This window comes from Ohtaekwangia sp. (assembly GCF_036568665.1).
GTDB lineage: Bacteria > Bacteroidota > Bacteroidia > Cytophagales > Cyclobacteriaceae > Ohtaekwangia.
The window spans coordinates 37,602-62,151 of sequence record NZ_DATCSD010000050.1 but is presented as its reverse complement, the minus strand read 5'-3'; the positions used below and the strand labels follow the sequence as shown (position 1 = coordinate 62,151).

The 24,550-nt window shown below is 44.3% G+C and carries 23 protein-coding genes and 1 tRNA gene; 17 read left to right on the top strand and 7 right to left on the bottom strand.

The annotated features are described in order from the left end of the window. Window positions 1-7 precede the first annotated feature (7 nt). Window positions 8-1,852 carry a DUF349 domain-containing protein gene (locus tag VIN08_RS02710; protein ID WP_331959840.1) on the top strand — a complete coding sequence of 615 codons (1,845 nt, stop codon included), beginning with the start codon at window positions 8-10 and terminating at the stop codon, window positions 1,850-1,852. A 214-nt stretch (window positions 1,853-2,066) separates the two neighbouring features. Then, window positions 2,067-2,139, top strand: a tRNA-Thr gene (locus VIN08_RS02705). A gap of 192 nt (window positions 2,140-2,331) precedes the next feature. Here the strand turns inward: VIN08_RS02705 and VIN08_RS02700 are convergent. Next, on the bottom strand, window positions 2,332-3,129 hold the full coding sequence (locus tag VIN08_RS02700) for a prohibitin family protein (protein ID WP_331959837.1): 798 nt from the start codon (window positions 3,127-3,129) through the stop codon (window positions 2,332-2,334). Window positions 3,130-3,509: 380 nt separating this feature from the next. Here VIN08_RS02700 and VIN08_RS02695 point away from each other — a divergent pair, with 380 nt between their 5' ends. From VIN08_RS02695 to VIN08_RS02675, 5 genes are all read left to right on the top strand, one after another. Then, window positions 3,510-3,677, top strand: coding sequence for a DUF1328 domain-containing protein (locus tag VIN08_RS02695; RefSeq protein ID WP_331959833.1), 168 nt, complete (start codon window positions 3,510-3,512; stop codon window positions 3,675-3,677). A 47-nt stretch (window positions 3,678-3,724) separates the two neighbouring features. Beyond that, the gene (locus VIN08_RS02690) at window positions 3,725-5,008 is read left to right on the top strand and encodes a sorbosone dehydrogenase family protein (protein WP_331959830.1); all 1,284 of its coding nucleotides are present in this window, start codon (window positions 3,725-3,727) and stop codon (window positions 5,006-5,008) included. Window positions 5,009-5,075: 67 nt separating this feature from the next. Beyond that, on the top strand, window positions 5,076-6,023 hold the full coding sequence (locus tag VIN08_RS02685) for a helix-turn-helix transcriptional regulator (protein ID WP_331959827.1): 948 nt from the start codon (window positions 5,076-5,078) through the stop codon (window positions 6,021-6,023). Between the two features lie 159 nt (window positions 6,024-6,182). Then, a complete protein-coding gene (locus tag VIN08_RS02680) occupies window positions 6,183-7,181 on the top strand; it encodes an aldo/keto reductase (RefSeq protein WP_331959824.1) in 999 nt (332 codons plus the stop codon). Window positions 7,182-7,402: 221 nt separating this feature from the next. Next, window positions 7,403-7,984: a hypothetical protein gene (locus VIN08_RS02675; protein WP_331959821.1), complete on the top strand. Its 582-nt coding sequence runs from the start codon at window positions 7,403-7,405 to the stop codon at window positions 7,982-7,984. A 97-nt stretch (window positions 7,985-8,081) separates the two neighbouring features. Here the strand turns inward: VIN08_RS02675 and VIN08_RS02670 are convergent, their stop codons facing one another. After that, on the bottom strand, window positions 8,082-10,001 hold the full coding sequence (locus VIN08_RS02670; RefSeq protein ID WP_331959818.1) for an adenylate/guanylate cyclase domain-containing protein: 1,920 nt from the start codon (window positions 9,999-10,001) through the stop codon (window positions 8,082-8,084). Between the two features lie 118 nt (window positions 10,002-10,119). Further along, window positions 10,120-11,076 carry a DUF4097 family beta strand repeat-containing protein gene (locus VIN08_RS02665; RefSeq protein ID WP_331959815.1) on the bottom strand — a complete coding sequence of 319 codons (957 nt, stop codon included), beginning with the start codon at window positions 11,074-11,076 and terminating at the stop codon, window positions 10,120-10,122. A gap of 217 nt (window positions 11,077-11,293) precedes the next feature. Here VIN08_RS02665 and VIN08_RS02660 point away from each other — a divergent pair, with 217 nt between their 5' ends. Further along, window positions 11,294-12,280 carry an ABC transporter ATP-binding protein gene (locus VIN08_RS02660; protein ID WP_331959812.1) on the top strand — a complete coding sequence of 329 codons (987 nt, stop codon included), beginning with the start codon at window positions 11,294-11,296 and terminating at the stop codon, window positions 12,278-12,280. Between the two features lie 257 nt (window positions 12,281-12,537). After that, window positions 12,538-13,338: an SDR family oxidoreductase gene (locus VIN08_RS02655; RefSeq protein ID WP_331959809.1), complete on the top strand. Its 801-nt coding sequence runs from the start codon at window positions 12,538-12,540 to the stop codon at window positions 13,336-13,338. Window positions 13,339-13,400: 62 nt separating this feature from the next. Here the strand turns inward: VIN08_RS02655 and VIN08_RS02650 are convergent, their stop codons facing one another. Together VIN08_RS02650 and VIN08_RS02645 are read right to left on the bottom strand one after the other, a co-directional pair. Beyond that, on the bottom strand, window positions 13,401-14,522 hold the full coding sequence (locus tag VIN08_RS02650; RefSeq protein ID WP_331959806.1) for a hypothetical protein: 1,122 nt from the start codon (window positions 14,520-14,522) through the stop codon (window positions 13,401-13,403). Further along, window positions 14,519-15,154 carry an ABC transporter ATP-binding protein gene (locus VIN08_RS02645; RefSeq protein ID WP_331959803.1) on the bottom strand — a complete coding sequence of 212 codons (636 nt, stop codon included), beginning with the start codon at window positions 15,152-15,154 and terminating at the stop codon, window positions 14,519-14,521. The genes VIN08_RS02650 and VIN08_RS02645 overlap by 4 nt, the downstream gene beginning before the upstream one ends. Window positions 15,155-15,465: 311 nt before the next feature. On the opposite strand from VIN08_RS02645, the gene VIN08_RS02640 reads away from it, so the two are divergent. From VIN08_RS02640 to VIN08_RS02625, 4 genes are read left to right on the top strand one after another with little or no spacing between them, the layout of a single operon-like run. Beyond that, window positions 15,466-16,062, top strand: coding sequence for a DUF6915 family protein (locus tag VIN08_RS02640; protein ID WP_331959800.1), 597 nt, complete (start codon window positions 15,466-15,468; stop codon window positions 16,060-16,062). Between the two features lies 1 nt (window position 16,063). Beyond that, a complete protein-coding gene (locus tag VIN08_RS02635; RefSeq protein WP_331959797.1) occupies window positions 16,064-16,834 on the top strand; it encodes a hypothetical protein in 771 nt (256 codons plus the stop codon). An 11-nt stretch (window positions 16,835-16,845) separates the two neighbouring features. Next, window positions 16,846-17,436: a hypothetical protein gene (locus VIN08_RS02630; protein ID WP_331959794.1), complete on the top strand. Its 591-nt coding sequence runs from the start codon at window positions 16,846-16,848 to the stop codon at window positions 17,434-17,436. An 11-nt stretch (window positions 17,437-17,447) separates the two neighbouring features. After that, entirely contained in the window at window positions 17,448-17,774 is a 327-nt protein-coding gene (locus VIN08_RS02625) for a hypothetical protein (RefSeq protein ID WP_331959791.1), read from the top strand. Window positions 17,775-17,778: 4 nt separating this feature from the next. Here the strand turns inward: VIN08_RS02625 and VIN08_RS02620 are convergent, their stop codons facing one another. Further along, window positions 17,779-18,150: a nuclear transport factor 2 family protein gene (locus tag VIN08_RS02620; RefSeq protein ID WP_331959788.1), complete on the bottom strand. Its 372-nt coding sequence runs from the start codon at window positions 18,148-18,150 to the stop codon at window positions 17,779-17,781. A gap of 101 nt (window positions 18,151-18,251) precedes the next feature. Here VIN08_RS02620 and VIN08_RS02615 point away from each other — a divergent pair, with 101 nt between their 5' ends. The 4 genes from VIN08_RS02615 (at window position 18,252) to VIN08_RS02600 (ending at window position 23,545) form a co-directional block, all read left to right on the top strand. After that, window positions 18,252-19,262 (top strand): hypothetical protein, encoded by a 1,011-nt coding sequence (locus VIN08_RS02615; protein WP_331959785.1) that lies wholly within the window; start codon window positions 18,252-18,254, stop codon window positions 19,260-19,262. Further along, window positions 19,216-21,456: a hypothetical protein gene (locus tag VIN08_RS02610; RefSeq protein WP_331959782.1), complete on the top strand. Its 2,241-nt coding sequence runs from the start codon at window positions 19,216-19,218 to the stop codon at window positions 21,454-21,456. The genes VIN08_RS02615 and VIN08_RS02610 overlap by 47 nt, the downstream gene beginning before the upstream one ends. Before the next feature lie 91 nt (window positions 21,457-21,547). Then, window positions 21,548-22,450 (top strand): AraC family transcriptional regulator, encoded by a 903-nt coding sequence (locus VIN08_RS02605; RefSeq protein WP_331959779.1) that lies wholly within the window; start codon window positions 21,548-21,550, stop codon window positions 22,448-22,450. Window positions 22,451-22,552: 102 nt separating this feature from the next. Further along, on the top strand, window positions 22,553-23,545 hold the full coding sequence (locus VIN08_RS02600) for an oxidoreductase (protein ID WP_331959776.1): 993 nt from the start codon (window positions 22,553-22,555) through the stop codon (window positions 23,543-23,545). 87 nt (window positions 23,546-23,632) lie between these two features. On the opposite strand, the gene VIN08_RS02595 is transcribed toward VIN08_RS02600, so the two are convergent. Then, window positions 23,633-24,493 carry an oxidoreductase gene (locus VIN08_RS02595; protein ID WP_331959773.1) on the bottom strand — a complete coding sequence of 287 codons (861 nt, stop codon included), beginning with the start codon at window positions 24,491-24,493 and terminating at the stop codon, window positions 23,633-23,635. Window positions 24,494-24,550 lie beyond the last annotated feature (57 nt).

Genomic DNA, 24,550 nt, shown 5'->3' with positions numbered 1-24,550 from the left:
ATTGACCATGGAAATGGAAAGAGATAAACGAGAGGAAAATGTTCACGAGGCCGGGTTGGCGGAGAACCATGGCAATACATTGAACTCAGAGATTGATCTGGCAGATCATCATGAAGGAGCGGACGAACCGCTTGAAGAAGAACATGTTGACTACAGTAATTACTCGAAGGTTCAACTCGCCAATGTTATCAGAGATCTTGCCAAAGACGATAACTTCAGACGTGTCGATACTATCATACGCGAAATCAAACCGCTATATGATGATATACGCGAGAAAGAGAAAGCGGAAGCGCTGATGAAGTTCGTTGCTGCAGGAGGTACTGCAGAAGACTTCGAATATAAAGGCGATGAATCGGATATTATATTCGATGCGAACATCAAATTGATTCGCGACCGGAAGACGAATCATCTTCGCCTGCAGGAAGAGAAGAAGAATGATAACCTTCGGAGAAAGCAGGAGTTATTGGAGAAGATCCGTGTACTGGCCGATTCTCAAAATTCGGATGAGCAGTTTGAGCAATTCAAGGAGCTGCAGAAAGAATGGAAAGTTATAGGGCCTGTACCGGGCACACAGGCAAAAACGTTGTGGGCAAATTACCATGCGCTGGTAGACCGCTTCTACGATAATCAAAGTATATATTTCGAACTCAAGGAACTTGATCGCAGGAGAAACCTCGAATCGAAGTTAGAGCTTTGTATACGTGCCGAAAAACTGGCCGATGTCGAGATCATCAAAGATGCTATTCGTGAGTTGAATGAACTGCATCACGAATTTAAACATATAGGTCCTGTACCGAAAGATGATAAAGAAGTAGTATGGCAACGCTTCAAGGCAGCATCCGATGCAGTATATGCCAAGCGTGATGCGTACCTTCAAAAATTACAACAGGAACTTCACGGTAATCTTGATTTGAAGGCCAGGCTTAGCGATGAAGTACAGGAGTTCTCTACATTTACTTCCGATCGCATTAAAGAGTGGAATCAGAAGACCAAAGAGATACTCGATGTACAGAAGAAATGGGAAGTGATCGGAGGATTGCCGCGTGCAAAAGCCAAAGAGATCAACAAAAAATTCTGGGGTGCATTCAAAACATTCTTCAATAACAAAAATGCTTTCTTCAAGAAGCTCGATGAAGAGCGCGAGAAGAATCTGCAATTGAAAAATGAGCTGGTAGAAAAAGCATTGGCGCTGAAAGAGAGTCATGATTGGGAGAAGACTTCCAATGAATTGAAAGTACTTCAGCAAAAATGGAAAGAAGTGGGTCCTGTGCCGGAGAAGTTTCGCGAGAAAGTATTCAAGGAATTTAAAGATGCCTGCGATTACTTCTTCGATCAACGCCGCACACAGCATGGCAAAGTAGAAAACGAACAGGTCGAGAACCTCAGACTGAAAGAAGATATATGCACGACTCTCGAGAGTCATGCAGCAGCAGGTACCGCCTCTGCGGATATACTGAAAGAATTACAGGATCAATTTAACGCGATAGGTTTTGTTCCGCGCAAAGACATCAGTGCGATCCGTAACCGCTACCATGAAGCCGTAGATAAGTTTGTAGGCCATATACAGGGCTTTAGCGAAGACGATAAGAGCAAGCTGTTGCTGGAGAACCAGCTTAGCGATCTGAAGAACGATCCGATGGCCGATCGCAAGATCTTCCAGAAAGAACAGGCGATTCGCAAGAAGATCAGCAAGGTGGAGAACGACATTGCTCTCTGGAGAAACAACCTGGAGTTCTTTTCACGTTCGCAAAATGCCGAAAGTGTGCGCATTGAATTTAACGACAAGATCAGGGAAGCAACTGAGCACCTCAAGCAATTGAAAGATCAATTAAAGATGCTTAAAACCATCTAGAACGGTTTATATATTCGAAGTCATTTAGTCTCACTCACTTACAGGGGTGAGACTTTTTATTTCTACACAGTTGTTCATTTCTCCAATAGAAAAGTGGATTCAGTATCGAAAAAAAATGAAATTTTCTTCAGTAATTTTTCAAAGAAACATTTGCGGATATCCATACTTGATTTATTTTTGCACCCTCATTAACGCAGAAGGCGTGAAGAGAAAGGCCTCCTTAGCTCAGCTGGTAGAGCAACTGACTTGTAATCAGTAGGTCGTTGGTTCGATTCCGACAGGGGGCTCTCAACATTTTAAACCGCGAACTATCGCGGTTTTTTGTTTTTAGGGGTATTGAAAAGCGCGTATTACTTTCCGTTAGCACTGATAGTGCAATTCTCTCTCTCCGACAATTGAATGAAACTCTACCTGCTATATACCTATAAAAAAGGTCCATGCTATGCACAGACCTTCTTTCTATCAATCGAAATATAGCTTTACGGATTCTTATCCGTATTCACCATCAACTGCGATGGCTGGCTGCCGGTAACAATTACTTTTGTGTTGGGTGAATTTACCAGGCTCTTCAGCATTTGTATGTTGTTATACTGCAGCAGTTTTTCGGTGAGTGATTGGTTGATGATGTCCTGTGCTTTCTTGATACCTTCTGCTTCTATTACCAAACGCTCAGCTTCCTTCTTCTGTTTCTCCACTACAAACTCCATCTGTAAAACAGCCTGCTCGGCATTTACTTTGTTTTCGATAGCCTGTGCCAGTTGAGCAGGTAAGTCTATATCTTTTAACAGTACCGCGTCTACAACAAATCCATATTGTGCTATATGCGAACTCAACTCTTCGGCTACAGCTTTTTCGATCTTGGTTCGCTCGGTAGCATACAACTCTTTGGCAAAGTAACGCGATGATACTTCCCGCGCGGTTGCACGAAAGTTACTGAGCACAATAACCTCTTCATAGTTTCTGCCGAATCGCGTGTATACAGCTTTGGCAGATTCAGGATTTACGTGATACAGTAAGCTGATCTCGGTATTTACACTGAGACCTTCCTTGGTCGGGAGCGGGAGTGTATTAAAGCTTTCTACTGTGCGGGCATTGATCTTGACAACTTTAGAAGTAAATGGATTGAACCAACGACTACCTTGTGTGATGGATGCTCCGCGTATAACACCCATACGTTGTACAATGCCCACTTCTCCGGGACGTACAATAGCACACTGAGTCATTAAAAAGGCAAGAGCGATGAAGGCACTTGCCTTCAGAAAATTTACATTCTTCATAAGTAAAATGGTGAGTAAGTTCAAGACTATATATACTTGGCGATCAGTAAAAAAATATATACTGATCACGTTCACAATAGTAACGCCACCCTATATATTATGTTGAACGATTGCGCTTAAAAGATTCTTAAAATTACGCTTTCACTACTCGCAAGGTATACGATACTGATAAAGTGAAAGTATATTCAAATTTAGTTGCCGGCAGTATGTGACTTGTTCGTTGTTTTACCCTCTTATAGAAACGCGCTATCCTGCTGTAGATCATTTTACGCAATCGCTGTCACGCAGGCACTTTGTTTACCGGCTATTCGCTCATGGCATAACATTTTAATTTGCTATACCTGTTAGTAAATATATTTCATCACTAAACAGTATAATATATGTTACGCTGGGCAGCCATATTTTTCATCATTGCCATTGTTGCGGCAATATTCGGATTCGGTGGTATAGCAGAAGGAGCCGCCACCATCGCACAAATACTTTTCTTCATTTTCCTGGTGGCGTTCATTATTGTGATCGTCTTCGGAGCCACACTCTTTAAGAAGTGACGGCTTGAGGAAAACGGAAAGTATATTCTACAATCAACTCCGATGCTATGAGATACATTTTCTCGGTGCTTTTGCTTTTGTTAAGTGCATCTGTAGGTTTGGCACAGGGCAAAGCACGCGCGGTATTGTCTGATAGTTTGCCGGCACCGCATGCTACGAAGTCGTCTATGAACTTCAGCCATGTGATTGGCTGGAAAGAGGGAGAAACACCCAAGGCACCGGAAGGATTTACCGTAGTGCGCTATGCCGATGGCTTTGATAATCCACGGTGGCTCTATACTACACCGAATGGAGATATACTCGTAGCAGAAAGTAATTCCAATCATCCTTTCCTCGAAAGAATTGGTGCGCATATTATAGGGGCCTCCAAATCAAATAGTCTGCGGCACAGTGCTGATCGCATTACTCTATTGCGTGATGTCGATGGCGATGGTAAACCTGAAATACGCAAGGTGTTTTTGAAAGACCTCAACCAGCCTTTCGGTATGTTGATATTGGGAGATTGGTTCTATGTAGCCAATACCGATGGATTATGGCGATATCCCTATACATCCGGACAATTATCTATCACGGGAAAAGGAGAGAAGCTGGTGGATCTTCCTGCCGGTAAAGCAAATCGCCACTGGACCAGAAATCTGTTGGCCAGTAAAGATGGCTCCAGAATATATATAGCGGTTGGTTCCGGATCAAATATAGCAGAGAAGGGTATAGCGAATGAGTTTCTTCGTGCTGCTATATTGGAACTTAAACCCGATGGAACAGGGTTGAGGGTATATGCCAGCGGCTTGCGAAATCCGGTAGGGATGGATTGGGCACCAGGCACCAATACACTTTGGACAGTAGTAAATGAACGCGATGAATTAGGCGATGACCTCGTTCCTGATTACCTCACGCATGTGCAGGAGAACGGATTCTATGGATGGCCCTGGATGTATCATGGCCGGTTTGATGATCGCGTAACAGCGCCCAGGCCAGCCGTTGTTGCCAGCTATATTACACCAGATGTAGATTTAGGTTCGCACACAGCTTCGTTGGGATTAACGTTTTATGACAAGCAAAGCTTTCCACAGCGATATCATAACGGTGTATTTATAGCGCAGCATGGTTCGTGGAATCGCTCCACACTGTCGGGTTACAAAGTTATCTTCGTGCCGTTTAAAGAGGGTAGACCTGTAAACAAGGGAGAAGATTTTCTCACAGGCTTTATTGCCGAACTCGGTAAAGAAAAAGTACGCGGTCGCCCCGTGTGTGTAATGGTTGCTCCCGATGGAAGTCTGCTCGTTACCGATGATGTAAGCAACGTGATTTGGAAAATTACTGCCGGCAGGTAAATTTCAACGGAGTCTCGGAATTTTCCGGATACTCTATCCGTTACCTGTAAATCCCATACCCATCCTTATGCCGAACCGTCAGAATATTCCTGTACTTCAGACAACTTCCTATACCAGGTCGTATTTTGAAAACGACATACCTTCTTCCAAAATAAGTATACCCGGCATTCAGCATTTCGATATACATCAGCGATGCAACTATAAGCATGCTATAGCTTCACACCGTCTGGATTTTTATATGGTATTTTTAGTCATGCAAGGCGAGGGGCGACACACCTTCGGTGCACAGGAACATTACCTCAGCAAGAACATGCTTTGCTTTATAGGACGTGATGTGATCAACTCCTGGAAGTCGGAAGCCGAAGAGCAACGCGGATACTTCTGTTCTTTTTCAGACGACTTTTATAATATAGGGCGCGAGAATAAAAACTTTCTGAGTGAGCTTCCGTTTTTCCAGATCGATGGAACACCCGTGCTGCATCTTACGGATGAGCAGGCGCAGGAATATCTCACTGTATTTCAATTGATGCATAAAGAATATGATCATCGAAACGAATACTCCGATCATATACTGCGCGGATACCTGCACGCTATACTCAACAAAGCCTGCGGACTATATAGCGAACAGCATCATCCAAATATTTTTTCAACACATGCTGGTATCCGTTTACTAAAAGCATTTACTGCGCTATATATGCGCGACTTTCAATTGATTCGTGTCAACAACAATCTGCAGGTAAAATCGGTAGCCGCGTATGCCAAAGAACTTGGCGTTTCTCAAAATCATTTGAACGATACCATCAAATCAATCACAGGTCGTTCAGCCGGGCAGCTTATCAAAAATCATCTCATCAAACAGGCAACGATATGCCTGAAGCATTCCTCGAAGAGCATCAGCGAAATTGCCTATCGCCTCGGCTATGATGATCCATCGTATTTTACCCGCTACTATAAAAGCCAGACCGGACTTACACCGGCAGCGTATCGTGCATTGGCAAACGAACACACCAGCTGAGATTATCAACCCTCCTGAACAACTTGCTATACCTGTAAAAAGTACCGGTATATCCGTAGTATCTCCTGCATTGCCATAGAAGCAGAAAGCAACTTTGTATTATAAGCTGATAACGTCATCAGTAGAAGAAACAATTTTACTTAGAAAGGAGAGAACAATATGGAACACCGTCAGTTAGGACATTCGGGATTAAGAATTCCTGTACTTAGTTATGGCACCGCTACCTTTGGTGGCACAAATGATTTTTTCAAGAAATGGGGACAGACCGATGTAAAGGAAGCCACTCGCCTGGTAGATATATGCCTGGAGTATGGCGCTAATTTTTTCGACACAGCGGATGTATACTCACAGGGGGCATCCGAAGAAATACTGGGTGCAGCGTTAAAGGGAAGACGCGACCGCGCATTGATTTCTACCAAAGGCACTTTCGCAATGGGGGATGGTCCCAACGACAAAGGTGCATCGCGCTATCACCTCATCAAAGCCTGCGAAGCCAGCCTGAAACGATTGGGAACAGATTATATAGATGTATACTTCATTCACGGCTACGATCCCCTCACGCCTATGGAGGAAACACTGGCTGCACTGGATAGTCTTGTGAGCAGTGGCAAGATCCGCTATATAGGTTGCTCTAACTTTACCGGGTGGCAGGTAATGAAGTCGCTTGCTATATCCGAGAAGTATGGCCTCGCTAAATATGTGATCTACCAGGGATACTATTCCCTCATCGGTCGTGAATATGAGTGGGAGTTAATGCCCCTTGCACAGGATCAAAATATAGGGCTGATGGTATGGAGCCCGCTGGGTTGGGGACGTTTAACCGGAAAGATTCGCCCAGGCCAACCGTTGTCGGAAGGACGTATCCAATCCGGAGGGGCAGCCAATGGTCCAGAAGTTTCGGATGAACATTTATATACTGTAATAGCAGCGTTGGATGAAGTTGCTGCTGAAACAGGCAAGTCTGTTCCGCAGGTAGCAATTAACTGGCTGCTGCAGCGTCCTACAGTCTCTAATATAGTGATTGGCGCACGCAACGAACAACAACTGATTCACAACCTGGAGGCTACCGGCTGGAACCTTACACCGGCACAGATCGAGCGGCTCGATAAAGCCAGCGCACAAAAGCCGGTATATCCGTACTGGGTGAAAATGCGATAAAAAGCAAATAGTCTAAAGTTGAAAGTGTAAAGCGGGAGCGAGGGCATATTTTTACTTTTGGGTTGTTCAAGGAATATCGAACAAGGAACACCGATCAAGGAATGTCGAAGTAAAATGCACACTCTATTCCCACTTACACACGTCTGGCGACTCCTAGCTGGCAGCTCACAGCTTTTTGACAAGCCACTAAATCGTCCTAAATTTCAGACCTTAAATAACCTATGAAAAATTCTGCCATACTCCTCTGCTTCCTCTCTTATTCCTTCTTACCGACTGGTTGTCAACAACAGAACGAGAAGAAAAAAGAAGTACACATTTTTTGTGATAATTTCCCTGAATTAAAAATTGATTCCATTACAACCGATACTGCCAGATTTAGAAAATATATAGAAACAGCGTTAGCAGCAAATAGTACCGACTCTATTCAGTTTGTAATTGAGTGCCCCGATAATATTGTATTGGAAAGTATTACTCAGACTGAAAATATTCTGAAAGAGCAAATTGACTTATCGAAGAATAAGAGGCCCGGTAAAATTATAGTATACAACAAATGCTTGTCAGAGCTCTCGCTGCCACTGGGCAAGGTAAACCAAAGACCTGCCAATCTTATCGTCAGAGCAGACATCAACGGTAATTTGTCTATAGACAATAACTCGATTACGCTAGACTCTATATGTCAAAAATACAGGCGACAGAATATAACGATAGAAATCGTTGCTGATAATAGACTATCCATGGATAAATTTTCTGAAATACTGAAGCGATTGGAGACAGAACATTTTATAGTATATCTTGGGCAGTAAAACCGTTCAAGATCTGAATCATGTAGCTTCTTTGTTTGCCTATCCGGCACGGATGATAAATATACGGTTAACTGTTAACGAATAAGTAACGCAAGCCTTACGCTTTCAGCTTCTCCCTCAGTTGCTCATACCGCGGATCTTTCTTCAAATCAGATAGTATCGGGTATTCCAGAAAATAATTTACAGGAGCGATGCGTTTCTCTACACACTGGTTAATGTGATAGAAAGCTTTGTCCATGTTACCTAATGCGTACCAGATGCCTACGAGGTCAGCATCCAATACAAGATCAGGATTTTCGGCTTGTCTTTTTTCGATGCGTGCTATACAATCCAGTGCGGCATCACGTTCTCCGAGCATCGCGTGAGCGTAGCCGAGTCCCATGAGTCCTTTCAGTGGATGGTTGGTAAGCCGGTGTACTTCTTCAAAAAGTTTTTTGGCTGCAGGCCAGTGACCCTTCATGCCGATGCTCCATGCTTTCAGTTCAATGCCCATGCGCAACTGCGGATCGATCTCCAGCAGTTTATCCGCCTGGCGAATGGCATCGTCATAACGCGCAGCAAATGCATATATATTTCCCAGCGACTGGTTAATAATGGCTGACAGCGGATCGATCTTCAGCGCCTCTTCCATAATGGTAATGGCTTGTTCCTTTTGTCCCATCAATATATAGTAGAACCCGAGCCAGCGGTATACAGCAGTAGCCCCGGGGTTAAGGTTTAAACCTTTTTGCAGCGCTTCATATGCTTCTTTCCATTTCCAATCGTAGAGCAGGTAGGCAGCACCTTTCGCTATATATCCTTCCGCTACCGAGTCATCCAGTTGCAGCGCTTTGTCGGCATAGCGATGCACTATTTCAAAAGCCGTAGCCGGTAGCATTTGTCCGGACGATCCCAGCTGACTATACGCCGTGGCCGTCATCGCATACGCCAATGCATAATCCGGTTCGATGATAATTGCCTGTTCAAAGCAGTCGATCGCCTTACGTGAATCAGCCGGAGTAAGTTTGTTCCAGTAATGAAGTCCCTTCAGGTACAGCGTATAGGCTTCTATATTTTGTGTTGGTAATGTTTTTATACGCGAAGATATAGGCGATGATACCAGGTTCTCACGAAGCTTATTGGCAATTATACCGCTGATCTCATCCTGCAAGGCAAATATATCCGTCAGGTCACGATCATAGTTCTCACTCCATACATGATAGCCATCGGCCGCATTGATCAACTGGGCGGTTACACGCACGCGGTTCCCGGCCTTGCGCACACTGCCTTCCAATACCTTATCTACATTTAGCTGGATCGCTATATCCCGTATGTCGGCATTCTTGCCTTTAAACGCAAAGGCCGAAGTGCGCGAAGTTACCTGCAGGCCATCGATCTTGGTCAGCGCATTGAGCAGTTCTTCTGTAATGCCATCGCTGAAGTATTCATTCTCCGGGTCGGCACTCATGTTCACAAAAGGCAGCACCGCCAATCGGTTTACCGGCTGTCGTGTTTTACCTTGCAATGCAGCACGGTCCGGCACAACGATACCGCTATTGGCAATCGCAAATACACGCACCGGCTCTTTTACATTCTTCATTTCAAAATAGCCGAGCTCACGCGTTAGTATATCGGCCTGGTTGCGTACCTCGTCAAACACTTTCTCTGATACAAGAATGCTGCCCGATACCGCGAGCGACTCAACACGCGAAGCCTGGTTCACACCATCGCCATAGATGGCTTCATCTTCCATTATTACATCTCCGGTATGTATACCGATGCGTACATCCACTTTCGGATCGCGTTGCAACTCCTGCTGTATACGCATGGCACAATGAACACCATCAATTGCGCTTTTAAAAATACTGAGCGAGCCATCGCCATAGAACTGAAGGATACGTCCGTTAAATTCCGGTATAGTACTATCCAGTACTTCCTTCAGTCGCCTGCGCTTCAGGCGGGCCAGTTGTTCGTCTTCCTGCATCAAAGCAGTATAGCCCGTCATATCAGCAAAAAGTATAGCAGCCAGTTGTCGCATAGTGTGTAAAAATAACAACGAAAGGGCTGCTTCTAAAATGTATATTCGCTTTCGCGAAAGAGATAAAAAAATAGCGCTGGTGTGCAGCGCTATCCTCTCATACAAGTAATCAATTTACTCACCGGTAGGCGAGTGTAATGTTGCCATCGGCCGAGAGATTCACAGCAATGCCACCTCCGTTAACCGTGCCATGTATATATTTTTCTTCCGAAGTGCCCGAGAAATTAGAGAGCGGCACGTGCAGCGATTCGCCACGCACATCCAAGTCAAGCCCCAGGCGATCCGGTATAGTAATGTCTATACTGCCATCACTCGTTTTTACCGACAATGCTTTTTGCAGTGCGATGATGGTGCCATGCACATTGCCATCGCTGGTAGAGGCGCTAAAGGAACCCGACAGTCCGTTAAACGAAATCTCACCATCTGAAGTACTGACCGAAACATCACCGGTAATTTTATTCAAACCTATATTACCATCGCTGGTGGCCGCCTTCACATCGCCTTTTATATTTTTCATCGTAATGTTGCCATCGCTGGTGCGTACCTCTACAGCACCGTTCACATCATTCGTATCTATATTTCCATCCGAGGTCTTGCCATTTACTTTGCCCGTTATATCTGATATATCCAGATTACCATCGCTCGTCTTGAAGCTCTGGTCGCCTGTCAGTCCGCTGATCGCTATATTACCATCCGAAGATTGCAGCTCGCACGCTGTTTCCTTGGGCACTGTAACAATGAAGCTCACCTGGTACCTGTCTTTAAAATTGTTATAGTTAAGGGGATATTTTATACTGATGTCTAACGAGTTGCTGGTATTGGTAACATTCACCGTTACTTCCTTTTCCAGTTCCTTGCGGCTTATATTCAATACCTTGTTGCGTTTTTTTACAATATAGGTTACATCAATACTGTTACCGTTGCCAGGCGATACGCTGATGTTTCCGTCAGACGATGACAGGATAAGTTTAGCAGGTGTTGAAACATCATAGTGCTCTTTAAAAGAGAACTCACCTTGTGCATGACAGATGCCGGCTATAAAGAGGCCGGTGAAGATCAGAAGATATGTTTTCATAAGTCTGGTTAATGATTACAATTTAGTGTCCATCTATAGAAGATAGATTATAAGACTAAGACTCATTCGCGGGAACGAGGTTGCATCAGTGACAGAAAAAATCTTCATCTTCTTAAAAAATGTTCACAACCGAACAATCTCCATGACAGATATACTCTGGCGAGCTGGTAAAGATGGAAAGTAAATTTTTTCTAGATTGCGCCTCAATCGACACGGAATGGCTTTTATACAGGTATCAGGAATTGGTAAATACGGAGAAGAACAGAACCCTGTATTGCAAGACATCAGTTTTTCGATGAAGCGTCTCCAGCGCATTGCCATTGCCGGTGAAACAGGCTCCGGTAAAAGTACCTTGCTCAAAATTATAGCCGGTCTTATACAACCGGATACCGGTGAAGTTCGCTTCGAAGATCAACCTGTTGAAGGACCGGCCGAGCGGTTAGTACCCGGTCATCCCGGCATCGCATATCTCTCACAGCATTTTGAGTTACCCAAGTTTTTACGTGTAGAGCAGGTATTAACTTATGCCAATACATTAGGCGAAGAGGAAGCCACTGCCATTTACGAAGTATGCCAGATCACACACTTGCTCAAGCGCAAAACCGATCAGCTCTCCGGTGGCGAACGTCAGCGTATAGCCTTCGCACGATTGCTCATTACATCACCACGTTTACTCCTGCTCGATGAGCCATTCTCGAATCTCGATATGGTTCACAAAAATATACTCAAGGCGGTAATTGAAGATATACACGATCGTCTCGGTATTACGTGCATGCTCATCTCGCACGATCCGCTGGATATACTTCCCTGGGCTGATACAATCTTCCTGATGAAAGATGGAAAAATCGTGCAGAAGGGAGCTCCCGCAAAAGTATATACCAGCCCGGTAAATGAATATGCCGCAGGACTGCTAGGTAAATATACTTTACTGGTTCCGGCAAAAGCACAAATACTTGTAAAACTACTCCGGCTAAAACCCGGTAAAAAGAATCTCTTCATCCGCCCGGAAAATATAAAAATTGTAAAGAAAGGAAAGCATAATCTGTCCGGTCGCATTCAAACTATATATTACTTTGGCAGCTATAGCGAAGCCGTTGTTCTCGTGAACGATGTGTTACTGCTTATTCGCACCGATGCCAACAATCTGTCTGCAGGTGATATGCTGTATCTGTCGCTGGCAGCCGATACCGTGCGGTATATATAGGTCTTTCAGGGCGTGCCCCTTCGGGTCGAGCTCTCGGCACTCGCCATCCACCGCACAGCTCACACAGGCTCAAACAAATGCCTCCATCCCTCACGCAGTGTAACATTACTTTTACTCACCCTGCTCACTACACAGCGCAATTTGTTCCACGGGTGGTATCTCCTCATTTCAGTATAAATTTTCCCAACGAGAGGTATACATCCTGTGAGCCATGCGTGTATGCTATTTGCTGATAATAGATCACTAAATTAAACGCTATGAAAAAACAAAAACAGCAATTTGTGCTGGTAACCGGTGGTACCAGCGGTATTGGATATGAACTCGCTAAACTTTTTGCAAAGAACGGACACAACCTTATACTGGTAGCACGCTCCAAGAGCGATCTTGAAATGTGTGCTAACGAATTTAAAGCGTTGCATGGCGTGGACGTTATCACCATTGCCAAGGATCTTTTTGAACCCAATGCTCCGTTTGAAATATATGAAGAAGTAAAATTGCAGGGCGCGATTGTCAGTATACTAGTAAATGATGCCGGGCAGGGTGTGTATGGAAAATTTGCTGAGGAAGATATACACCGGCAACTTCGACTGGTGCAACTAAACATTGTAGCACTCACCGCATTAACCTATCTGTTTCTGCAAGATATGATCGTACGCAAGGAAGGGCGCATACTGCAGCTTGGCTCGATCGTATCTGAAATACCGGCACCACTGCAGGCCGTATATGGCGGAACAAAGGCATATGTACTTTCCTTTACCGAAGCACTGGTAAATGAACTAAAAGATACCGACATTACGGTTACAGCATTGCAACCGGGAGCTACTAAAACCGATTTCTTCAACAAAGCCGGAGCGCAAAACTCAAAGATTGTAAAAGAAACAGAACTGTCAGACCCGGCTGATGTAGCACGTGATGGCTACGAAGCACTTATGCGGGGAGATGATAAAGTCGTATCCGGTTTCAAAAACAAAGTACAATCCACCATGAGCAATGTTATACCCGATACCATGCTGGCCGATAACATGCGGAAACAATCCGAAGAAAGTAAGAAAAAATAGTGTCTTGTTATATTCATTGATTGGAGGAGACTGCTCTCTGCGGTCCCTTCTTTTATACCTGTTTATGAACCTTTCCGGTAATAGTTGCTATAGTATATACTGAACGATGCCGGTATTGCCAACAGAGCGAGCAACCATCCACCGCCAAAAAGAACTGCAATAAAATAGCCGGTAAAGAGTATAGCAGTTAACCATAAATACCCACGCAGGTTTATAGTCGGAATATATAGTATACTGGCCAGTAACAACAGATAACCCACAGAAAAGAAGTATAGCACAAGCGCAGTATTCACAGAGCCCAGGGCCAATAACAGCAGTAATTCGGGTATTAATATAATTGCGTAACGCAGCATCTGTTCTCCATATAAACGCATTCTGTTATAAGGAAAATTACGCAGGAGACTCATATAGTTTTCCGTGAACCGGTGTTCCTGGTAGATTAGTCCCGCATGGGCTACACTCGCCATCAGCATCATGATATATACTCCGGAGCGCCCTTCCATGGGTATATCGGGAAAGAAGCTGAATAACGCCAGCAACGCTGCGAGTGAAAATCCTTTGGTAATCAGCCATGCAAGTTTTTGTGTGTGCAATAATTCGTATACTGGCAAACTGAAAAGTGGTTTGGGCCAACTTTTTACCACCACCGATGTTATACTTCTGCCGGCACTTCCCAGGTTTCTCATCGTATAGGTATATATACTGGCGCTGGCGATGGTCAGGAATGCTATATACAGGAAGATCAGAACAGGTATATGAAATTGCCCATAAAATATACTCACTACGAGTGTCATTATGCCATAGAGTATAATAGGTATTAATATTACCAGTTGCACCAGGCACCAACTGCCCATCTGTCTGATCTGCGAAAAAGAAGTTACGCTATAATACAGAAATACCTGGGAGGAAGCCTGTAATTGCCGCACTATATATTGCCAGCTCTTGATGGTATAGAATAGCCACGCAGCCAGCACCACCAGCATTACTATAGGAGCATTCAACACCGCCAGTGTAAAGGTGAGGTTATTGGTGATCAGTTCACCCGGAGGAATATGTCCGGCCGGTGTAATAAAAAAACAATAGCAGAGCACTGTACCAAAGAAGAACGACAACATCCCGGCATGCTGCCTATAAAAACCGATCGCCATCAGGCGTATCAACACACGCGTGAGAGGTGCTCTCATATAGGCTCGCAGGTTACCGTACCATTATGCACCAACAACTCTTTCACTGGCGGAAGGCTGTGTGTCAACGGCTGGTGAGACGATAGTAAAAAACTGGTGCCTTCGCGGGTATATTTCTCTGTGATACATTCATACAATACACCCAGTGAAGCTTCGTCCATCGTAATCAATGGTTCATCCAGCAACACAACGTCAGGGGTACCGGTCAGCGCCAGTGCCAGCGAGAGCTTCTTGATCATGCCGCTGGAATATATACTGATCGGCTCCTGTATATACTCGTGCATGTTCATACGCTCCAGCAGTTCGATAGTGTATTTCGTAGTCGCATCTTTCGCAGCAGCAAACAAACGAATCATTTCATAACCGGTAAGAAAAGGGGGGAAGAGCGGCTCTGCTTCGGCGAAGTTTACACGCTTGCGGTAGTGTACGGGCTGCTTGCGGATATCCACTGTACCATTCAGTACAATGTTACCTTCAAATGCGAGAATGCCGGCCATCGTTTTCAGTAACGTACTTTTACCGGAACCATTTATACCTTTGATCCAGTAGATACTACGATCCAGCGTCAGTGCATCAATGGTCAGCACAGGCGTGTTGCCATACGTTTTCCGGAAGTGCTCAAGCCGAAGCATGCATTGTTTTCTCTATAAGTGTAACCTCCTCCAAAAACATTACAGCCCCCGGTATATTTATTTCTGCGTGGCTGCTTTCAGTTGTTCGCTATATATCAGCTGCTATATTTATCGCAGGTAACGACTGGCAAATGCTATAAATGCAGACCAGTCCGGAGCCAGTGTATGCGGCCACGATGCCGGCGAAAGGCTATATCACCACTTGGACAAACTGGTTATTACCGGTTGCCAACGGGGAATTTTTGCATGCTTTTTTAAAAGAATGGAAAGCAGCATGTTTTCATTTTTAAAAAGTAATATTTTTACAGAGGATGAATACATGGGAACACAGTGTTATTGGACAACGAAAGTTCGGGGGTAAGCCGGAAGACTATATTGAGATCCATCGCTTTCTCGATAGCAGTAAATATTTCTTTTACCACATCAAGCACCGATTACTCCTGCATAACCTCTACGGTGTTGAACTTGCTGTTGAGCTGTTTGGTGAAACAATTGTTAATGCCGATCGGGCAAACGTAATGGTACGCGATATTGCAGTGGAGCATATCCGTGAAGACCTGGATGGTAAAGTTCCTACACTGGCCGACTGGTTCGCAGGATATGAAGATACCGGAACCTTTTTTAATGTGGTGCCCGATCTGGGGAATGAACATTTGAACAGTTTTGTATGGAGACCTTATCTGCGAAGTGGTGTAAAGGATAGTCTGTGTATTACCATCAGTGATTTTGGCATTAAGCTGATGGAAATTTTCCACGGTGCAGATGCTGCGCTGAAGCTGACAGGTATATTACCGAAGGGATCTAGCGTGAGCGATTTTTTGAGAAAGGTGAACCTCACACAACGCTGGCAGTATACGCCACAGCGTGAAGAGATTGAATGGTTGAAACAAATGGACAATAATATATAGTATGGAGTGGTTGAAAAATCTGGTGGCATCATTCAGTAGCAGTAATAGCAGCGATCCGGAAGCAAAGCCGGTTGAAATACGTAAACCGATACCAGACATTCCGGATGTTGATGAACCTCGGCAACCGCCAGATCACCGGGATGAGATTGTCCAAATGCTGAAGGATACGAAGGTAATCACAGCAGAGTGGGATGCTGGTGGAGATTCTACTTTATGCAGCATTAAGGTGGATGGTGTATATGCAGACTTTGATCGGGTTCGCTACGCCATTATCGATGTGTTGTCGTTGCCGAATGCTTCAGAAAATTATGATAAAGGCAAAGGTGTTATCTCACTCAATGAACAAGGTGAGATTGTTTTGACATATTCGTGTCGTCAACATACGTATGGCGACAGTTTCTCAGAAACGATACCTGTCGCGATGGAAGATCCGGCAGGGTTACGATCTTTCCTGCATAAAGCCGAGGTAACGATCAATGCCCATGGCTCATACTCGGAAGCAGATAATGAGATAGAAGCGAGGGTTAACATTACAACGATTCATGGCGATGCTGTAGAAGTGAAAAAGGATAAGCTGGTATATTATGAAGACATGGCCCGTAACCTGGCAATGGATAAAATAAAGGAACCGCATGATCATCCCGGACAGGAATTATCCAATATATACCTGAGTGGTATGCTTACGCAAGATGCTGTAGTATATTTTCAGACTGAGAGGAGCTATGATCAGGTAGAATATCATAATAATAAAACCGTGGTATTGCCACTATAGAAAAAAATTGCATGACATTTTATTTTCATAAAATCAAGTTTGACGATCTTGAACTGGTGCTGAAGTTATACAAGAAAGAGAACCGGACGCAGGAACAAGTACTCAGTTATTTTGAAAACCCGGTCGCTCGCAACTATATACAGCAGCACTATGCATCGCTGACGCCCGTTGATGTGCGAGAGGTATTGAGGTTACCCAACGCAGAGCAACGTATGATGGCTATGAGCATTATACCGCACGAGGAACTCCTCAAGATCATAAAGGCTGAATTAATCGACAAGCAAACCATTCATAAGAAACAGGTCCGCTGGGACAAGCAGCTTCAGCCGTATGAATATGAATACGATGATGTATATACTTTATACAGGATTGCTGCTGAGAATTTTGGCATTCGTCAAAATAATATGGGCTTCACAAAAGCTCCTGCGGTATATATGGTGAAATGTAAATGTGCATCCACCGATCGTATCTATTACCAATATATACCGGAGTGGGTCGGCTCCAAAAACGATGCTATTGAAGCCATAGCGTGGACGTTTCGGATTCAGGGTACACACCTTACGAAAGAGCAATACCTGCATTTTATGTACGCAGAAACATAATTAAAAACGACATGGAAAAGTTTGAAAGAATATACCGGCATGGCGATGTGCTGATCTTTAAATTGGAAGAAGCACCGGCTTCGGGTATTGTAAAAACGGTTTCGCACCTGGTGCTTGAAACCGGAGAGGTAACCGGACATGCTCACCGGCTAAAAGGACAAGTTGAAATATTAACGGAAAATCCGTTGAGTAAAGAACTTGTTTTTCGCGTGGTGGATAAAGCCGTTTTATCGCACGAAGAGCACGATCATATTGTATTAGGTGCCGGCATTTACCTCAAGGCCTCGCAGGCAGAGTATAATCCGTTCACGAACCTGATCGGGTGGGTGAGGGATTAGATTTTTACTTCTTCACTTGCTCCAGCACCGGTCGCGGATCGAAGATTACTTTTAGTGAAGTGATCTTTCCCGCTCTTACAGTATACCAGCCACAACAGAATATTGTAACACCTGACATCGGCAGATCATATAACAGACAAACATCGTTGTCGTCAGCAAATACTTTGTGAAGGGTATATTGTAATTGCATCTTTTCCACATCCTTGAAATAGGCCTCAGCACCGGAACGTGATCCCAGCACACCTTCAAACTTCATGGAATCATCCGCATAGAGCCGCGCAGTAACATAGTCGTGTTTGTTCAACGCGTCTATGAATTTCAATACAATCTCGCGCGGAGTCAATTCTTTTACTTCTGCTACATTTCCTTTTTTCATAGCTCATGGTTTTCTGCCTGACTAAAAATAGTGTGCCATCACGCTCATATTTGTTGCACAAGCGTTCCGATAAAGTGTGTACATTTGTCTGTTGCCTGTTTATGCATCGAATAAGTACCCTCGTAGTTTTTGCTGTTTTATTTTCTGCTTGCACATCTTCACAAGAACCGAAGGCAACGGTTTCGTTTTATTATTGGAAAACAATCTTCAAGCTCACCGATGCCGAGAAGGAAGTATTGAAAGATAACCAGGTTGATCGCCTGTATATACGGTATTTTGATATTGCATTAGACGAAGGAAAAGCTATACCGATGTCGCCCGTGGTGTTCGATGAACATCCACAATCATCAGCGATCGTGCCCGTGGTATATATACGCAATGCTGTAATGCTGCAGCCTGCGCTTGATGTAGCCGACCTGGCGACAAAAACGGTAGACTATATCAACCAGATAAACGAAAAGCTCGCAATACCTTGTCAGGAAATACAGATCGATTGTGACTGGACACTAACGAGTCGCGAAACATATTTTTCCTATATAGAAGCCGTGAAGAAGCGCTGGGGCAAGAAGCTCTCGGCTACTATTCGGCTGCACCAGGTAAAATATTATCAGAAGGCGGGTATACCACCCGTTGATCGTGGTGTGCTGATGTACTATAACATGGGACGTATTACTGCCGATTCATCCAACTCCATTTACGATCGTGAAACGGCACATCGCTATATACGCAGCCTGCGCGGATATCCGTTGGCACTGGATGTAGCACTGCCGGTTTTCTCATGGGGTATACATGTGCGTAATAACACAGTGATCGGCTTACTGAACAAAGTAGATGATACAACGTTTGGGCATGATGCGCATTTTAATAAGAAGGCTTCGCCTTTCTTTGAGGTGAGGGAGAATGTTATTAAAATAGGACATTATTTTCAGCGGGGCGACCGGATCAAGATAGAATCCATACAGCCTGATGATCTGCAACAGATGGCGGACGATCTCTCAGAAGAAATGACACAACAACCGCATGAAATTATATTCTACGACCTCGACTACTTTAACCTGAAAAATTATGAGAAAGAAAAACAGTTCTTTCAAAAAATCAGTCATGCTTTTTAGCCTGGCTGCGTTAGCTACCTATGGTATAGTATGGGCTTGTGCCGATGGTTTTATGGAATACGATTATGATTCCAGCTTTACACCGGAAGTATATGTAGATGAATCGTATACTCCGTTGTTCTATTCACCGCAGGATGTATTTTATAGCATTGGCTTTGACGATGACTATGTGAAGCGATTCAACGATGATATTGTCATGGAATGGTCAGCTTACCTGAAGGATAAAATCACCAAGGAACAACTGCAGTATCTGTTGCTGAACGACAGCGCGGTAACCGCCATCAACCAATTATATAATGCAGTCTGGAAAAAGACACCGGCTCCTGCGCGGTTCAGTAAACTGAATCTGGCCGATGAAAAGATCAAAGGCTTTATCGAGTTTATGCACTATGCGAGGATCGTAGAAGTAAGCAGTACCACACCGGCATACTCCTGGTACTATGACGATGGAAAGAAAATTCCGGCGGTGGATCCGAAACTGATAGTACAAATAGAAAAGCTATATACCGATACAAAAGATACCTTCCTGAAGAATCGTTACTGGTTCCAGACGATGAAGGCATACTTCTATAGCAAAAACAACCAGAGCATCGTTGCCTTCTTTGAAAAAACAAAAACCAGTGTGCCACAGAATACATTATATTATCGCGGTATGGCGTATGTGGCAGGAGCGCACTATAAGAAAAAGAATTATGCCGCATCCAACTATATGTATAGTGTGGTGTTTGATAAATGCCCGGAGATGCGTGTAGTTACCACCTATAATTTTCATCCGCAGGAGCAAAGCGATTTTCAGGCATCGCTGGCAATGGCAAAGACTACCGATGAGAAAGCAGCGTTGTGGTCGTTATTTGGTTACTATGCCGATGAGAAGCTCGCTATACAAGAGATTTATAAATTAAACCCGGCCAGTGCACATCTCGACTTCCTGGTAACACGCCTGGTAAACAAGGAAGAAGTTCGTTTGAATGCTATAGCGTTTACTTCTGCAGAGGAGTATAGAAAAACACGCAAAGAGAAGCTGGATAAAAATGCACTGCAGATCGTAACCACCATTGCAAAAGAAGAAAAAACAACCAAGCCTTACCTGTGGAATATAGCAGCAGGCTATATGAATACATTGGCGGGTAATTATAGCATAGCCACGCAACTTTTTGATAAGGCAGAGAAGCAAGGTCCTAAATCTGAGCTGGCCTTTTTACAGTTACATTTAATGCGAGTGATTAACACACTGAGTGCAGTTACCAAAATGGACAGCCAGGTGGAGAATAAATTACTGCTCGACCTGACATGGCTCTATAACATTAAAAAGAATGATGCTACATTCCGCTATCAAAATGCGTTGAACTGGAGCCAGCAATATATAGCATCACTCTACAAGCAACAGCAAAATGTAGTGTTGGCGGAATTATTTGATCGCGACAAAAAATTCTACAACACTAACAGCAATCTCGAAGCTATGAAAGCATTTCTGGAGAGGCCGACAAAATCTCCGTGGGAACAACTGGCCCTGGGTATATATGATATAACCTTATCGGACATCTATGAATATCAGGCAGTAACAACAGCTTATGCCGGTAAACTGGATAATGCTATTGCACTGATGGAACGTTCGCAGAATGGTAAAGACATTGAGCTGCTGGGAAATCCATTCAATGGTAAAATCAAGGATTGCCATGACTGCGATCATGCAGCTACTCAAAAAGTAAAATATACCAAGCTCACCTTCCTGAAGAAAATGAAGGAGATGCAGGATCATGTAGATAAGGGTGAAGATGTATATAATAACAGCTCCTTATTAGGCAACGCGTATTATAACATGACGTACTTCGGTAATGCGCGTGTATTCTACTACGGTGCTATTATGGATCAGTATGGTAATTATATAGATAAAGACTATCAGTCAATCCTGTTAAGTTGCAACCTCGCCAACCAATACTATCAGAAAGCCTTTGATGCGGCTACTACACCTGAGCAAAAGGCCAAGTGTATGTATATGATGACCAAGTGCGAGCGCAATGCATTTTATACAGAGAAGTATCACAGCAGTAACGATTTCTATTCGGACCCTGAAGTAAGTTTCCTCGCGTGGAGTGGCTTTAAGAAACTGAAAGCTGACTATAGCAATACCAAGTACTACAAAGAAGTGATCAACGAGTGCGGATACTTCCGGAAGTATCTGGGATTGGAGTAAATTCAATGTTTCAGGTTCAATGTTTAAAGTTCAAGGCGGGACTAACATTGAAACCCTGAACTTTAAACCAACGAGTTTGTTACTGAAAAGTATGAGTTCAGCATTCCGGTTACAGTCGATCGATGAATTTTATCAGAGCAGAGTTGACCTGACAGAAGCGAAGCGTGGCTATCAATTCTCTGTACTGCGGATAGAAGACCGGCTGAAGGCAGGAGGTGTCTATCCCAACTATATCCGGAGAGATTTTTATAAGATATTGTTTTTCCGTGGCCCGGGTGTTTTTCATTATGGTGATCAGAGTATTCGCATCGAAGGCGATACGCTATTGTTTTTCAATCCGCGGGTACCCTATACGTACGACCCTGTATCGCAGGCGATAGGCGGATACTTTTGTATTTTTCAAGACGAGTTCTTTCAACAAAATCTTCGGTTAAAGCTGGATGAAATACCGTTGTTCATGCCGGGTACGCGTCCTGTATTTTCGCTCAATAAAGAACAGGCTACAGAGGTGGCCGGTATATTTGAGCGAATGATAGGAGAGATGAACAGCGACTATACATATAAATATGATCTCATCCGCAGTTATGTGAGTCAGCTGATATACTATGCCATGAAACTGGAACCGCTTGTCTATACGGCACACCAGACCAATGCGGCTACACGCATCACTGCTATATTTATGGAATTACTCGATCGTCAGTTTCCCGTTGATCTGTCGCCCGACCATAAATTACTGCGATCACCAAAAGATTTTGCCGATCACCTTTCTATACATGTAAATTATCTGAATCGAGCCGTAAAGAAAGAGACCGGCAAAACGACCACCGAACATATCTTTGAACGACTTATTGGTGAAGCGAAAGCCATGCTCAAGCACACCGATCTCAACATTGCCGAGATCAGTTATACTTTAGGATTTGAAGATCAGGCTCACTTCAACAACTTCTTTAAGAAGCGGGTAAAGATCAGTCCCACCGCCTTTAGGTCGGTTTGAATTATACAAATATCGGTTTGGATCATGCAAAGTTGCCGGCTGTTACGACCTATACTTTTGTATTCGTAAGCAATTCAGTTTACGATTTTAAAAGAGACAGTTATGCAGACATTGCAACAACCAATTCATTCCGGCTTCACAGCCGCGTCCACCGCAGAAGATGTTATAAAGGGTAAAGACCTGAAGGGAAAAGTAGCCATTGTTACCGGTGGTTACGCGGGTATAGGACTTGAAACAACACGGGTGCTGCACGCAGCTGGCGCTACGGTAATTGTACCCGCTCGTGATATAACAAAAGCGAAACAAGCACTGGCAGGATTAAACAGCGTGAAGATTGAGCCGATGGATCTGATCGATCCGGCTTCTGTTGATAACTTCGTTAAAAAATTCGTGGCGTCTGGCAGGCCATTGCATATTCTCGTAAACAATGCTGGCGTTATGGCCAACCCGCTTACGCGCGATGCACGCGGTTACGAATCTCAATTTGCTACCAATCATCTGGGGCATTTTCAATTAACGGTTGGGCTATGGGCTGCGCTGCGTCAGGCAAAAGGTGCGAGAGTGGTAGCACTCTCTTCGTGGGGACACCGTTATTCGCCCGTGATCTTTGATGATATACATTTCAACAAGCGGGAGTACGATCGCTGGCTGGCGTATGGTCAATCAAAAACAGCTAATGTATTATTTGCACTGGCATTGGATGCACGCAGCAAAGAACATAACATCCGTGCATTCTCGGTTCATCCGGGCACGATCGTAAGCACTGATCTGAGTCGCTATATTGAAGAAGAAGAGCTGCGAAAATTCGGAGTGCTGGATGAGCAGGGAAATCCGGTGATCGATCCTTCGCGACAATTTAAAACTATACCGCAAGGCGCTGCTACCAGTGTATGGTGTGCCACCAGCGCTATACTGCACGATATAGGAGGTGTATATTGCGAGAACTGCGATATATCGCCCGTTAAACAGGAAGTAAACAACGATATGAACGAACTTGCGATGCGCGGAGTATTGCAATATGCCATCGATCCGGAAAGTGCCGAACGTCTTTGGACCGTTAGCGAAGAACTCACCGGAGTGAAATTGAAAGTATAGCGCTCAAACTATAGAGGTATAAATAAACCAAGGGCGACATGAACAGGTCGCCTTTGATTATATATAGTGGAAATATATACCGGTATACTAATGGCTTACGGTAGTGGCTACATCAGCATGATTGGTTCCGGTGATCACTTCATGCCACTCCTGTATTTCTTTTTCCAGCGCTGCAGTTTTAGCACGGTAACGTTCCAGTGTATCATTTCCGAGGAACAAGTGCACCGGAGGACGTTTACTTTTGCCAAGTGTTACGAATGCCTGCGCCAGTTTTTCCGGATCGCCCGGTTGTTTTCTGTTTACCTGTGTAGCAAACTCGCGCATTGCGCCAACCGTAGCAGCGTAATCGTCAATTACCTGACCGCTTCGAATGAGTGATGACTGATCCAGAAAATTAGTGCGGAAGAAGCCGGGAGCTACCACCGTTGCAAAAATTCCGAGTGGTGCCAGCTCTTGTGCCAGCGCTTCGGTAATTCCTTCAATAGCAAATTTAGTAGAACCATATAGTCCCCAGCCTACATACGCAGAGAGACCGCCAACGGAAGACACATTGATAATATGTCCTGAACGTACCTTGCGCATATAGGGTAACACCGCGCGGATAACATGCAGTGAACCGAATACATTTACCTCATAATTCTGTTTGACTTCGGCATCGGTAGCCTCTTCTATAGCCGATAGCAAGCCGTACCCGGCATTGTTGACCAGTACATCGATCTTGCCAAACCGATCGATTGCTTTTTGCACGGCCTCACGCACCTGGCTTTCATTGGTAACATCCATCGTAACCGTAAACAAGTTCGCGTGATTGAACTGTGCAGCGAATGCTTCCGGACTGTTTCGTACGGTTGCTACAACCTGGTCGCCATCGGCCAATACTGCTTTTGTAATTTCCCAGCCGAATCCCCTGGAGGCTCCGGTAATAAACCATGTTTTGGGTGTTTTCATAAATCGTACTAGTTTTTGTTGTTTGATGAAACAAAGTTGGCACCGGCACCCGTGGTT

Excerpts from the sequence above, each read along its gene's own strand:
- VIN08_RS02595 (WP_331959773.1), bottom strand. The coding sequence starts at position 24,493 with ATGAAAACACCCAAAACATGGTTTATTACCGGAGCCTCCAGGGGATTC.
- VIN08_RS02625 (WP_331959791.1), top strand. The coding sequence starts at position 17,448 with ATGGAAAAGTTTGAAAGAATATACCGGCATGGCGATGTGCTGATCTTT.
- VIN08_RS02655 (WP_331959809.1), top strand. The coding sequence starts at position 12,538 with ATGAAAAAACAAAAACAGCAATTTGTGCTGGTAACCGGTGGTACCAGC.
- VIN08_RS02685 (WP_331959827.1), top strand. The coding sequence starts at position 5,076 with ATGCCGAACCGTCAGAATATTCCTGTACTTCAGACAACTTCCTATACC.
- VIN08_RS02610 (WP_331959782.1), top strand. The coding sequence starts at position 19,216 with ATGAGAAAGAAAAACAGTTCTTTCAAAAAATCAGTCATGCTTTTTAGC.
- VIN08_RS02680 (WP_331959824.1), top strand. The coding sequence starts at position 6,183 with ATGGAACACCGTCAGTTAGGACATTCGGGATTAAGAATTCCTGTACTT.
- VIN08_RS02665 (WP_331959815.1), bottom strand. The coding sequence starts at position 11,076 with ATGAAAACATATCTTCTGATCTTCACCGGCCTCTTTATAGCCGGCATC.
- VIN08_RS02640 (WP_331959800.1), top strand. The coding sequence starts at position 15,466 with ATGAATACATGGGAACACAGTGTTATTGGACAACGAAAGTTCGGGGGT.
- VIN08_RS02600 (WP_331959776.1), top strand. The coding sequence starts at position 22,553 with ATGCAGACATTGCAACAACCAATTCATTCCGGCTTCACAGCCGCGTCC.
- VIN08_RS02620 (WP_331959788.1), bottom strand. The coding sequence starts at position 18,150 with ATGAAAAAAGGAAATGTAGCAGAAGTAAAAGAATTGACTCCGCGCGAG.
- VIN08_RS02630 (WP_331959794.1), top strand. The coding sequence starts at position 16,846 with ATGACATTTTATTTTCATAAAATCAAGTTTGACGATCTTGAACTGGTG.
- VIN08_RS02700 (WP_331959837.1), bottom strand. The coding sequence starts at position 3,129 with ATGAAGAATGTAAATTTTCTGAAGGCAAGTGCCTTCATCGCTCTTGCC.
- VIN08_RS02650 (WP_331959806.1), bottom strand. The coding sequence starts at position 14,522 with ATGAGAGCACCTCTCACGCGTGTGTTGATACGCCTGATGGCGATCGGT.
- VIN08_RS02645 (WP_331959803.1), bottom strand. The coding sequence starts at position 15,154 with ATGCTTCGGCTTGAGCACTTCCGGAAAACGTATGGCAACACGCCTGTG.
- VIN08_RS02660 (WP_331959812.1), top strand. The coding sequence starts at position 11,294 with ATGGCTTTTATACAGGTATCAGGAATTGGTAAATACGGAGAAGAACAG.
- VIN08_RS02635 (WP_331959797.1), top strand. The coding sequence starts at position 16,064 with ATGGAGTGGTTGAAAAATCTGGTGGCATCATTCAGTAGCAGTAATAGC.
- VIN08_RS02690 (WP_331959830.1), top strand. The coding sequence starts at position 3,725 with ATGAGATACATTTTCTCGGTGCTTTTGCTTTTGTTAAGTGCATCTGTA.
- VIN08_RS02605 (WP_331959779.1), top strand. The coding sequence starts at position 21,548 with ATGAGTTCAGCATTCCGGTTACAGTCGATCGATGAATTTTATCAGAGC.
- VIN08_RS02695 (WP_331959833.1), top strand. The coding sequence starts at position 3,510 with ATGTTACGCTGGGCAGCCATATTTTTCATCATTGCCATTGTTGCGGCA.
- VIN08_RS02710 (WP_331959840.1), top strand. The coding sequence starts at position 8 with ATGGAAATGGAAAGAGATAAACGAGAGGAAAATGTTCACGAGGCCGGG.
- VIN08_RS02615 (WP_331959785.1), top strand. The coding sequence starts at position 18,252 with ATGCATCGAATAAGTACCCTCGTAGTTTTTGCTGTTTTATTTTCTGCT.
- VIN08_RS02675 (WP_331959821.1), top strand. The coding sequence starts at position 7,403 with ATGAAAAATTCTGCCATACTCCTCTGCTTCCTCTCTTATTCCTTCTTA.
- VIN08_RS02670 (WP_331959818.1), bottom strand. The coding sequence starts at position 10,001 with ATGCGACAACTGGCTGCTATACTTTTTGCTGATATGACGGGCTATACT.